The organism is Winogradskyella schleiferi (assembly GCF_013394655.1).
In the GTDB taxonomy this organism is placed as follows: domain Bacteria; phylum Bacteroidota; class Bacteroidia; order Flavobacteriales; family Flavobacteriaceae; genus Winogradskyella; species Winogradskyella schleiferi.
Genome location: NZ_CP053351.1, coordinates 1,626,660 through 1,637,500 on the forward strand (window position 1 = coordinate 1,626,660; position 10,841 = coordinate 1,637,500).

The window sequence follows — 10,841 nt, forward strand, 5'->3', positions numbered from 1 at the left end:
TTTTTTTAGCGCTATTAACAATAAATCAGAGTTATTAACAGTTAAATTGTTGAAGACCTGTTAAGATTGAAAAACAGTCTGACGCATTTCCTCGATTCTAATTAACTACTTTTGTAAACTATGAAACAACCAAATCCAGTACAAGGCTACAAAGTGGATAAAAGTACTATTATCAACTTAGAAAAAGGAAAAATACCACCTCAAGCAATTGATTTAGAGGAAGTTGTACTTGGTGCAATGATGATTGATAAAAAAGGAGTTGATGAAGTAATTGACATCTTGAGTGCAGATGCTTTCTACAAAGAAGCACATAAAAACATCTTTGAAGCAATTTTCAAATTATTTGAAAACAGTGAACCAGTTGACTTATTAACCGTTTCTAGCCAATTAAAGAAAGATGAAAAACTCGATATGGTTGGAGGCGATTTTTATCTTATTTCCTTAACCCAACGAGTCTCTTCTTCGGCACATATTGAGTTTCATGCACGTATTATTCTTCAGAAATATATTCAACGAAGTTTAATCAAAATTTCAAACGAAATTATTGAAGAAGCTTATGACGAAACAAGAGACGTTTTCGATCTTTTAGATACAGCTGAAGCCAAATTATATGAGGTTACCCAAGGTAACGTTAAAAAATCTACGGAATCTGCCCAGAGTTTGGTAATTCAAGCGAAGAAGAAAATTGAGGAAATTTCAAACAAAGAGGGCATGAGTGGTATCCCTTCAGGTTTTGATAAACTCGATAAACTGACTTCTGGTTGGCAACCTTCAGATTTAGTGATTATTGCCGCACGTCCTGGTATGGGTAAAACCGCATTTACACTTACCATGGCACGTAATGTGGCTGTAAATAGTAATATTCCTGTAGCTTTCTTTTCACTGGAAATGTCTTCAGTACAGTTAATAACCCGTTTAATTTCAAGTGAAACTGGTCTGTCTTCAGAAAAATTGAGAACTGGAAAACTAGAAAAGCATGAATGGGAACAGCTTAATGTAAAAGTAAAAACTTTGGAAAAAGCGCCATTGTTTATTGATGATACACCATCACTTTCCATTTTCGATTTACGAGCAAAAGCACGTCGTTTGGCATCACAATTTGGTATTAAGATGATAATGATTGATTATTTGCAACTAATGACGGCAGGAGGAAGTCAGAAAGGTGGTAATCGTGAACAGGAAATTTCCATGATTTCCCGTAACCTAAAAGCATTAGCAAAAGAGTTGAATCTTCCTGTAATTGCCTTGTCACAGTTATCACGTGCGGTAGAAACACGAGGCGGAAGTAAACGTCCTTTATTATCTGATTTACGTGAATCTGGTGCCATTGAGCAAGATGCCGATATCGTTTCCTTTATCTACAGACCGGAATATTATAAGATTGACGAATGGGATGATGAAGAGCGTTCGCCAACCGAAGGGCAAGGGGAATTCATCGTCGCCAAACACAGAAATGGTGGTTTGGAAAACATTAGATTGAAGTTTATTGGACACTTAGGTAAGTTCGATAATTTGGATGATTTTGATACACCTTTTGGCGAATTTCACTCAAAAATGAATGCAGCGGCTAACGACAATACCTTCAAACCAGATAATTTCCCGTCACCTTCCGACGCCTTTGATGGACCCGAGGATGATGGCGTTCCTTTTTAACAGCTTTTTAAGTAATTGAAAATGGTTTTTTAACTTATCTTTGCACGCTTAGTTAGTTAAAAACCAAATTGCCTAATGTTAGATCAAAGACGTACAACAAATGTTTTGTTGTTAATTATTGTAGTTCCTTTAGTATTTTATTTGCTAAAGATCTTGTCTTTTATATTTATTCCATTGATCTTTTCAATGTTTATCGCCTTATTGTTTTTACCCTTGATGCGATGGTTGGGACGTAGAAGAGTGCCAAAATTTATTAGTATTATTATTGTTCTACTATTGGTAACTCTAGGACTAAAGTTGGGCATTGAACTTGTACAATTATCAAGCAAACAAATACTGGCAAATAATACGGAGTTTTTATCCAAAGCAGAATTAAAATTATCAGATTTAAAAATCTACTTACTGGATAACTTTGGGATTGAGTTTGAGCAAGAACATGGTTTTTTAGGACAGTTTTTTCAAAAAGATAAATTAGGGTCAACACTTGGATTCTTAAATTCGTTCTTAACGTCTTTGTTAATGACAGTTTTCTTCGTGGTACTTTGGTTGGCAGAATCAATTAATGTTCAGAAATTGATGAACAATACCTTATTAAAACGTAAACACACCTCTGTTAAAACCTTTATGAAAATTGAAAAAGACCTGATTAAGTTTATAAAAGTGAAGTTTTTGGTCAGTGCGTTAACTGGTATTTTTACAGGACTTATGTGTGTGTTCTTTGATGTAAGCTTCCCTATTTTTTGGGGCTTATTTGCCTTCGCCATCAACTTTGTTCAAATGGTAGGGTCCTTTATTTCGGTTATATTATTATCAATTTTTGCTTTTGTTGAATTAGACCCAACGAGTACGTTGTTCTTTTTCATTTTTGCAATCTCAATGGTTCAAGTCACATTTGGAGCTATTTTAGAACCGATTTTTATGGGCAAATCATTTTCTATAAATGTTATTGCAGTATTGGTAATGCTTATGTTTTGGGGCTTTCTTTGGGGAATTCCTGGATTGATTATGGCCATTCCGATAACCGTTTTCATCAAAATTATCTTAGAACAGTTTGAAGGCACCAGAATAATTGCCAGTTTACTTTCCGGTAGTGAAACCGCATTAGACTAATTGTCTTATTTATTTCAAGGCATTATATTTTTAAGTATCTTTCTAGTTTAGATTAAAGGCCCGACTAAATAAAATTGAGATTCATAAATCTCAATTTTATTGCAAATATGCTGGTCAGACAGTAAGAATCAGGTCTTGGTTCTTTGTTCTAAAAGCGAAGCGATCTTATGTCTTTTATTAAATTTCACAAAAATGGTTCACGGTACGCATAATGCTCTAGAAGATTCTAGAAATAACGATATTCTTATTTCAATTAACGACCAATTATTTCCAAGAAACGAGGCTAAAATTTCTGTTTTTGATAGTGGATATTTAGTGGGTGATGGTATTTGGGAAGCCTTGCGCTTACATCATGGTGAATTAGTATTTTTGGATGATCATTTTAATAGGTTATGGAGTGCCGCAGCAACTGTTGGAATGCATTTACCATTTACCAAAGAAGAATTAAAGACCAAAGTTTGGAAGACACTGAATGCGAACAATATGAACGACGGAGTACATGTGAGGATCATGATAACACGTGGTATTAAAAAAACGCCCTCGCAAGATCCAAGATTAACGATTTCCGGACCTAATGTGGTAATTATTCCTGAGTATAAAACTGCTTCAACGGATTCAAAAGAAAAAGGAATTACACTTTTTACCAGCACTATTAGAAGGGGTTCGCCAGATTACTTAGACCCAAGATTAAATTGTCATAGCAAACTCCATGAAGTTCAAGCCTTGATTCAGGCCATTCAAGCTGGTGCAGACGAAGCATTAATGTTGGATATTCATGGGTTTGTTTCCACCTGTAATGCGACTAATTTTTTTATCGTAAATAAAGGTGAGGTTTGGACGTCCACAAGTAAATATTGTATGAATGGCATTACCAGAGCCAAAGTCATAGAGGTATGTAACACGAATAATATACCATGTTTTGAAAAGGACTTTTCTCTATTTGATGTTTATGGAGCAGACGAAGCTTTTGTTACAGGGACATTTGGAGGTTTAACACCAGTAACCAAAATCGATGGACGACAAATTGGCGAAGGAAATTATGGAAAAACAACGCGGAAACTTAATGGACTTTATGAAGCATTAATAGAAAATACGGTAAATAATGGATAACATAAAACGTATTTGTTTATGGTCTGGTCCACGGAATATCTCCACAGCCTTAATGTATGCCTTCGCCCAAAGAAATGATACCAAAGTTTTTGATGAACCTTTATATGCCTACTATTTAAAAAATCATCCTGAAGCCCACAAATACCATCCAGGATCTGAAGCTATTTTGGATACCATGGAAAATGACGGAGAAAAAGTGGTAGATATGATGCTAAATACATGTGAAAAGCCTGTATTATTTTTCAAACATATGACACATCATTTATTGGGTTTAAAGCGCGATTTTATGAAAAACACCATCAATATTATTCTAACTAGAAACCCTAAAGAAATGTTGCCTTCTTTTGATAAGGTTATTAAAAATCCTTCGCTGCACGATGTTGGATATGCACTTCATGTAGAGCTAGTCAATTATTTCAAAGCTCAAGGCATTCAATTCGCGGTTTTAGATTCTAAAAACGTATTGTTAAACCCAGAACAAATCCTTGAGAAATTGTGTGAATTTATAGAAATTTCATTCGATAAAAACATGTTATCTTGGCATCCACAACAACGGAAAGAAGATGGTGTTTGGGCTAAGTATTGGTATGATAATGTCCATAAATCTAGTGGTTTTATTAAGTATAAAGCAAAAGGTGACCCATTTCCAGAGCATCTAATTCCACTCCTAGAAGAGAGTATTCCACATTATAATACGCTTTTAAAATTTTCAATTTAACTTTCTTCCACATTCTTGAATTAATTCAAACGAAGTACTTCAGTTTAATTCAAGTGCATTATTGAAATTCATAATAGAAGTTCAATTTTAATCACCTTATATTCGTTTTCACCTTGATTTATCAACCAATTGATAAAGTTGTTTTTAGGTCTTAAAAGAATATTAAATTCAGCCTTCAAAGACTAAAAATTACTTATATTTCGTTTTAAATTGATGAACTTGAAAAAAATTGCCCTTATATTATTAACACTCTTCTTAAGTGCTAATGTTTATGCATCCTATATTCTTATTCCAATGGATGCAGAAACCCAAAAAAATCATTTGAAAGCTTATGGAGTCACATATTGGACCTTAGAACGAGAACTGAAAGTAAAGTGGTTGCTCAATTATAGAGGTGGCTCATTTCTGTTGCCCGATGCCGAAATCATTCAACGTGAATGCCAAATACGAGGTGTGTCTTTTGAGATAATTTCAGATTCTAAAGCGGCTCAAATATTAGATGATATTGCCAGTCCTTCCGTGAATCAGGAAGCGGTGGTTTTAGAAAAAGCGCCAAAAATTGCCGTTTATACACCATATGGAAAACAACCTTGGGACGATGCGGTAACCATGGTGTTGACGTATGCTGAGATTCCGTATGAAACAATATATGACGAAGAAGTTTTGAAAGATGAATTATTGCTTTATGATTGGTTGCACTTACATCACGAGGATTTTACAGGCCAATACGGGAAGTTCTATAGAGCCTACCGTTCTGCAGCTTGGTATATTGAAGAAAAGAAAAATGCTGAAGTATTGGCAAAACGTTTGGGTTATGATAAAGTTTCCGATGAGAAATTAGCTGTAGCACTCAAAATTAGAGACTATGTTGTTGGTGGCGGATTTATGTTTGCCATGTGTTCTGCAACAGATAGTTTTGATATTGCGCTGTCTGCCGAAGGTGTAGACATTTGCGAGCCGATGTTTGATGGAGACGGAAGTGATCCAGGCTATCAGAATAAAATAGATTACTCCAATACTTTTGCTTTCAAGGATTATGTTTTGGAACGCAGCCCAAACGTTTATGAGTTTTCGTCTATTGATATGACCCAAAAACGAAGAATTCCAAAGACAACAGATTATTTTTCTTTGATGGAATATTCAGCAAAATGGGATCCAATTCCAACCATGTTGACTCAAAATCATACCGCATTGGTGAAAGGATTCATGGGACAAACCACATCGTTTACCAGAGAAGAGATAAAATCCAACGTATTGGTAATGGGAGAAAATCGAACAAACAATGAAGCCAAGTATATTCATGGCATTAAAGGCAAAGGGTTTTTTACGTTTTATGGAGGTCATGACCCTGAAGATTATACCCACAGAGTAGGAGACCCAAAAACAGAGTTGGACTTGCACCCAACATCGCCTGGTTATCGCTTAATATTGAATAATGTGTTGTTCCCAGCAGCTAAAAAGAAGAAGCAGAAGACCTGATCTTTAATATCGATATTGATTATTTTTTCATATCTTAAATTATAAAATTACTATATCATGCTAACAAAAGAAACCATTCTCAATAAAATCCAAATTTTAATTACCAATCATTTTAAAACACCTGAAGAGGCTTTTGCCTTTTTTGATAAAGATGGCGATGGGAAGTTGAGTAAAGATGAAATAGCAAAACTTCTGAAACAAGCTGAAATCAGTGGTTTTGTTCGAGGTTTGATTTCTAGGAAACTTATAGAAGGCTATGATAAAGATGGTGATCAACTTATCAATTGGGCAGAATTTAAGTTGGCTATTGATGAAATAAAAGAATAAATTAGAAGACTAAACGATTTTGAAATTCGAAATAAAACAATTTTTCCGACTTTTATTCTATTCGATTCTGTTTTGGTCGTTTGCGTTTTCTGCATTTATCCTCATACGCTATTTTGGAAGAAATCAAGAACAGGTAAAAACTGAAAATCTTACAGAAATAGTAACTGCTTCTCAATATCTGATTTTTGGAGTAGTACTTGGTGTTATGGTTGCTGTTGTGTACACCATAGTAGAGTATTTTTTCGATAAATATTTCTCTAAAAGGTTATATCTCTGGGTTGTGCTTCTTGTAAAATCCGCTTTTTATCTAATTTTCTTAATATTCTCTTTAACTTTTATTGCGAGTTTAGCAGAAGTATATATCCAAGTAGATTTTCCCAACGAAAGACTCTGGTGGAAATCGAACAAAATATTTTGGATGGTCACGGGTTATTTTATGTTATGCTCTTTATTGTTTTCGTTTTTTCGAATTGCGAATAATAAATTTGGTAAAGGGGTAATTTTCAATATGCTTTTGGGTCGCTACAGAAAGCCTAGGGAAGTAGAACGTGTACTCATGTTTTTGGATTTGAAATCTTCTACAACAATTGCTGAAGATTTAGGGCATTTAAAATATAGTCAGTTTATTCAAGATTGTTTTTATTATCTCAATAGAATTGTAGGTAAGTATGGCGCAGAGATTTATCAATATGTTGGAGATGAAGCTGTTTTGACTTGGAACTTGAAGAAAAAAACAATAAAGAATATAAACTGTATAGACTTGTTTTTTGAATATGATTATAAGCTTAAAAAACATTCAAAATATTACATGAAGAAATATGGTGTAGTACCAGAATTTAAAGCTGGAATCCATTCAGGAAAAATTATAATTGCAGAAGTAGGTACCATAAAGAAGGAGTTGGCTTATCATGGCGATGTCATTAACACAACTTCACGCATACAAGAGCAATGCAACGAATATGACCTATCGCTATTGATTTCTGATGAATTCTTATCTAAGGTAAATTTGAGAAAAAGGTATGAAGCAGTTTCATTAGGTAATGAAGTATTGGATGGTAAAACAGAATCTCTGAAATTGTTCGCTATTCACAAGATTTAGATATCCAATAAAATCATATGATTGGAAATATTTTTGGAGTTTAAACGAGTTCAATTTGCAATAACAGAAAAGACGAATCAAAATGAAATTCTTTCAAAACGAAATCAAACTTCAAGCAATGTCAAGAGGTTTTCATCTAATTACTTCTGAAGTATTGAACGCTATTCCTGAAATTAACCAAATTAAAATCGGACAATTACAGGTATTTATAAAACATACGTCAGCAAGTCTAACGATAAACGAAAATGCTGACCCAACGGTAAGACTGGATTTTGAAAGTCATATTAATAAAATGGTACCAGAAAATCAAGTCTACTACAAGCATACCTTCGAAGGTTCAGACGATATGCCAGCGCATATAAAGGCTGCGTTAATGGGAACATCAGTTCAAATACCAATTACAAACGGCAAGTTAAATCTCGGAATTTGGCAGGGTATTTATCTTTGTGAACACAGAAATAGAGCAGGAGGAAGACAGTTAGTCCTTACAGCTTTCGGTAATTAGGTTTTCTAGAACAATTTCTACACCAAAATTATCATTAGACTTAGTTTCAAAGTTCGCAATTGCCTTTACATCGTCGTGTGCATTTGCCATGGCATAACTGTATTTAGCACATTTTAGCATTTCTAGATCATTATTATAATCGCCAAAAACCAAAGTTTCTGAAGGTTTTATATTAAGATGTTTTTGTAAAAACTGAATGGCATGACCTTTATTGGTAATGGCTTCAGAAATATCGACCCAATGATTTCCTGAAACAACAACATTGAGCTCAGGTTTTAGATGTTTTACATAGGGAAAAATATGGGCTTCAGAATTGGTCGTATGATACAAAGCTATTTTGATGACATCATCTTTTATTTCTTCGAAAGTGTCAATAACGGTATATACTGAGTAATATTCAGAAAAAATCTTTATCATTTCTTCGGAGGCTCTGAGAATAAATGCTTGATGTTTGGTGCAGAAAATAGGGTAGGTGTCTTCAATATTGGTGACCAAAGTATATAGCTCTAACAATCTATCTGATTTAATAATGTTAGAAAGCATTACCTTATTATGTTCCATAACCAACCCTCCATTTTCAGCTACAATGATAATGTCATCTTTTACGGATTGTAGCTTTTCAACAATACTATAATACGGTCTGCCACTTGCTGCAACAAATTGAATTTTTTGTATTTGTAATTGTTTAAAGACTTCAAAAAAACGAGAACTCACTGCATGATTGGAATTGAGCAATGTTCCATCCATATCGGTTACGACCAGTTTTATATCCTTCATATTTTAATTTTATGGGTTCAGAATTATTCAAATAAAAAATCCGATTCAATCCCGATAGGTATCGGGAGAACCGGATTTTATAAGCGAAATGTTGTTATTAATTTGGCTAAAAGCCTTATTTTACTTTGTTTACTATGGCTTCAAAAGCTTCAGGGTGGTTCATTGCTAAATCGGCAAGTACCTTACGGTTCAAGTCAATATTGTTCGCTTTTAATCCTCCCATAAATTTTGAATAGCTCATTCCGTGCTGTCTTGCACCTGCGTTAATACGCATAATCCATAACGAACGAAATGTTCTCTTTTTGTTTCTACGATCTCTGTACGAATATTGCATCGCTTTGTCAACCGCATTTTTTGCTACTGTCCAAACGTTTTTACGTCTTCCGAAGTAACCTTTTGCTTGCTTAAGAACCTTTTTTCTTCTGGCTCTTTTTGCTACTGAATTTACTGATCTTGGCATTTCTTTTAATTGTTTTTTGTAGTAGGCGGCCTATATATTGACACTTGCTAAATTATTTTGCCTAACTCCAGGGTTTATAAATTGTTTTAACCGAATAAAACTTTATTACTTTAATCGTAACATCGTTTTAATATTGTCCTCATCTGCTTTATGTACTAGAGCATCATGAGTCAATCTTAGCTTACGCTTTTTAGATTTTTTCGTCAATATATGACTCTTAAAAGCGTGCTTTCTCTTAATCTTACCAGTGCCAGTTAGTTTAAAACGTTTCTTAGCACTCGATTTTGTTTTCATTTTAGGCATTTTCTCCTCTTTTATATTTACGTTTCGCTTATTTTTTATTGCTGAACTCGGTTCAGTATCTTTTATATACTATCCAGATAGCTCACTATAGTTTGTCTAGAAGTTTTAGCGTCTCTGTTCTAATTTTTCTTAGGTGCAATGAACATAATCATTCGCTTTCCTTCAAGCTTTGGCATCTGTTCTACCTTTCCGTATTCTTCAAGATCTTGGGCCAACCTTAACAATAAGATTTGACCTTGTTCTTTAAAAACAATAGATCTACCTTTAAAGAATACAAAAGCTTTTAACTTTGCACCATCCTTTAAAAACTTCTCAGCATGTTTCTTTTTAAATTCGTAATCATGATCATCGGTTTGAGGACCAAATCGAATTTCTTTAACAACTACTTTAGTAGCTTTGGCTTTTAAAGCTTTTTCTCTTTTTTTCTGTTCGTAAAGGAATTTTTTATAATCCATAACTTTACAAACAGGAGGCTTCGCATTTGGCGATATCTCTACAAGATCTAAACCTTGTTCATCGGCTATGGATAAAGCTTTTTTAATAGGATATATACCTATTTCGACATTATCTCCGACAAGTCTTACTTCTTCAGATCTGATTTTAGAATTTATACGATGCTTATCTTCTTGAGATGCTCTTCTGGTATAATTCTTTCTGTTTCTACGTATTGCTATGGCTTCTGTATTTTAAATTAAACTTATATTATTTAAAAGTTTTTAAACTCTTATTAATTCTATCTTTTACTATTTTGATAAAGTCTTCTACAGTAATTGTGCCAAGGTCTTCACCACCATGTTCACGCACAGTTATTGTACTATCTTTTTCTTCCTGCTCACCGACAATAATCATAAACGGAAACTTTTGCATTTCAGCTTCACGAATTTTCTTACCTACAGTTTCATTCCTGTTGTCTGTAAGGGCGCGAATTTCGTCATTTTCTAGCACATTTAAAACTTTTTCCGCGTATTTTTCATATTTCTCACTTATTGAGAGTATAATTGCTTGTTCTGGCATCAACCAAAGTGGGAAATTTCCACCAGTATGTTCTAACAAAATAGCAATAAAACGTTCCATACTTCCAAAAGGAGCTCTATGGATCATAACAGGTCTGTGCATCTCATTATCACTGCCTTTGTAAGATAGGTCAAAACGCTCTGGCAAGTTATAATCAACTTGGATTGTTCCTAATTGCCATTGTCTACCTAGTGCATCTTTAACCATAAAGTCTAATTTTGGGCCATAAAAAGCAGCTTCACCTGGTTCAACAACAAAATTTAAATCTTTATCCTTAGCAGCATTT

At 34.0% G+C, this 10,841-nt stretch carries 13 protein-coding genes (1 of these 13 only partly in view); 8 read left to right on the forward strand and 5 right to left on the reverse strand.

Going from position 1 to position 10,841, the window contains the following annotated elements; all coding sequences use genetic code 11:
• The first annotated feature begins 120 nt into the window (after nt 1-120).
• The 8 genes from dnaB to HM990_RS07060 all read left to right on the forward strand — a co-directional run bounded on the left by dnaB (nt 121) and on the right by HM990_RS07060 (nt 8,001).
• Nucleotides 121-1,653, forward strand: a complete 1,533-nt coding sequence (gene dnaB / locus HM990_RS07025; RefSeq protein WP_178988248.1) for a replicative DNA helicase — start codon at nt 121-123, stop codon at nt 1,651-1,653.
• A 75-nt stretch (nt 1,654-1,728) separates the two neighbouring features.
• Nucleotides 1,729-2,763 (forward strand): AI-2E family transporter, encoded by a 1,035-nt coding sequence (locus HM990_RS07030; protein ID WP_178988249.1) that lies wholly within the window; start codon nt 1,729-1,731, stop codon nt 2,761-2,763.
• Between the two features lie 192 nt (nt 2,764-2,955).
• Nucleotides 2,956-3,873, forward strand: coding sequence for an aminotransferase class IV (locus HM990_RS07035; protein ID WP_178988250.1), 918 nt, complete (start codon nt 2,956-2,958; stop codon nt 3,871-3,873).
• Nucleotides 3,866-4,591, forward strand: a complete 726-nt coding sequence (locus HM990_RS07040) for a sulfotransferase-like domain-containing protein (RefSeq protein ID WP_229719405.1) — start codon at nt 3,866-3,868, stop codon at nt 4,589-4,591. The genes HM990_RS07035 and HM990_RS07040 overlap by 8 nt, the downstream gene beginning before the upstream one ends.
• 294 nt (nt 4,592-4,885) lie before the next feature.
• Complete coding sequence (locus tag HM990_RS07045; protein ID WP_178991887.1) at nt 4,886-6,070, forward strand: asparagine synthetase B; 1,185 nt, start codon at nt 4,886-4,888, stop codon at nt 6,068-6,070.
• A 57-nt stretch (nt 6,071-6,127) separates the two neighbouring features.
• The gene (locus tag HM990_RS07050) at nt 6,128-6,397 is read left to right on the forward strand and encodes an EF-hand domain-containing protein (protein ID WP_178988251.1); all 270 of its coding nucleotides are present in this window, start codon (nt 6,128-6,130) and stop codon (nt 6,395-6,397) included.
• A gap of 19 nt (nt 6,398-6,416) precedes the next feature.
• The gene (locus tag HM990_RS07055; protein WP_178988252.1) at nt 6,417-7,496 is read left to right on the forward strand and encodes an adenylate/guanylate cyclase domain-containing protein; all 1,080 of its coding nucleotides are present in this window, start codon (nt 6,417-6,419) and stop codon (nt 7,494-7,496) included.
• A gap of 82 nt (nt 7,497-7,578) precedes the next feature.
• Complete coding sequence (locus HM990_RS07060) at nt 7,579-8,001, forward strand: secondary thiamine-phosphate synthase enzyme YjbQ (RefSeq protein ID WP_178988253.1); 423 nt, start codon at nt 7,579-7,581, stop codon at nt 7,999-8,001.
• On the opposite strand, the gene HM990_RS07065 is transcribed toward HM990_RS07060, so the two are convergent.
• The 5 genes from HM990_RS07065 to thrS all read right to left on the reverse strand — a co-directional run.
• Nucleotides 7,975-8,778 (reverse strand): Cof-type HAD-IIB family hydrolase, encoded by an 804-nt coding sequence (locus HM990_RS07065; RefSeq protein WP_178988254.1) that lies wholly within the window; start codon nt 8,776-8,778, stop codon nt 7,975-7,977. The genes HM990_RS07060 and HM990_RS07065 overlap by 27 nt on opposite strands.
• Nucleotides 8,779-8,893: 115 nt before the next feature.
• Nucleotides 8,894-9,238, reverse strand: coding sequence for a 50S ribosomal protein L20 (rplT, locus tag HM990_RS07070; RefSeq protein WP_178988255.1), 345 nt, complete (start codon nt 9,236-9,238; stop codon nt 8,894-8,896).
• A 105-nt stretch (nt 9,239-9,343) separates the two neighbouring features.
• Nucleotides 9,344-9,541 carry a 50S ribosomal protein L35 gene (gene rpmI / locus HM990_RS07075; RefSeq protein WP_047546999.1) on the reverse strand — a complete coding sequence of 66 codons (198 nt, stop codon included), beginning with the start codon at nt 9,539-9,541 and terminating at the stop codon, nt 9,344-9,346.
• A gap of 119 nt (nt 9,542-9,660) precedes the next feature.
• Nucleotides 9,661-10,152 (reverse strand): translation initiation factor IF-3, encoded by a 492-nt coding sequence (gene infC / locus HM990_RS07080; protein ID WP_229719434.1) that lies wholly within the window; start codon nt 10,150-10,152, stop codon nt 9,661-9,663.
• Between the two features lie 91 nt (nt 10,153-10,243).
• Nucleotides 10,244-10,841, reverse strand: partial view of a threonine--tRNA ligase gene (gene thrS, locus HM990_RS07085; RefSeq protein WP_178988256.1) — the 3' portion only. Its footprint extends 1,346 nt past the window's final position; the window shows 598 of its 1,944 coding nt (coding positions 1,347-1,944); its start codon lies off the right edge, out of view — the gene reads right to left on this strand; it ends in the stop codon at nt 10,244-10,246.

Excerpts from the sequence above, each read along its gene's own strand:
- rplT (WP_178988255.1), bottom strand. The coding sequence starts at position 9,238 with ATGCCAAGATCAGTAAATTCAGTAGCAAAAAGAGCCAGAAGAAAAAAG.
- HM990_RS07060 (WP_178988253.1), top strand. The coding sequence starts at position 7,579 with ATGAAATTCTTTCAAAACGAAATCAAACTTCAAGCAATGTCAAGAGGT.
- HM990_RS07045 (WP_178991887.1), top strand. The coding sequence starts at position 4,886 with ATGGATGCAGAAACCCAAAAAAATCATTTGAAAGCTTATGGAGTCACA.
- rpmI (WP_047546999.1), bottom strand. The coding sequence starts at position 9,541 with ATGCCTAAAATGAAAACAAAATCGAGTGCTAAGAAACGTTTTAAACTA.
- HM990_RS07065 (WP_178988254.1), bottom strand. The coding sequence starts at position 8,778 with ATGAAGGATATAAAACTGGTCGTAACCGATATGGATGGAACATTGCTC.
- HM990_RS07050 (WP_178988251.1), top strand. The coding sequence starts at position 6,128 with ATGCTAACAAAAGAAACCATTCTCAATAAAATCCAAATTTTAATTACC.
- dnaB (WP_178988248.1), top strand. The coding sequence starts at position 121 with ATGAAACAACCAAATCCAGTACAAGGCTACAAAGTGGATAAAAGTACT.
- HM990_RS07030 (WP_178988249.1), top strand. The coding sequence starts at position 1,729 with ATGTTAGATCAAAGACGTACAACAAATGTTTTGTTGTTAATTATTGTA.
- HM990_RS07040 (WP_229719405.1), top strand. The coding sequence starts at position 3,866 with ATGGATAACATAAAACGTATTTGTTTATGGTCTGGTCCACGGAATATC.
- HM990_RS07035 (WP_178988250.1), top strand. The coding sequence starts at position 2,956 with ATGGTTCACGGTACGCATAATGCTCTAGAAGATTCTAGAAATAACGAT.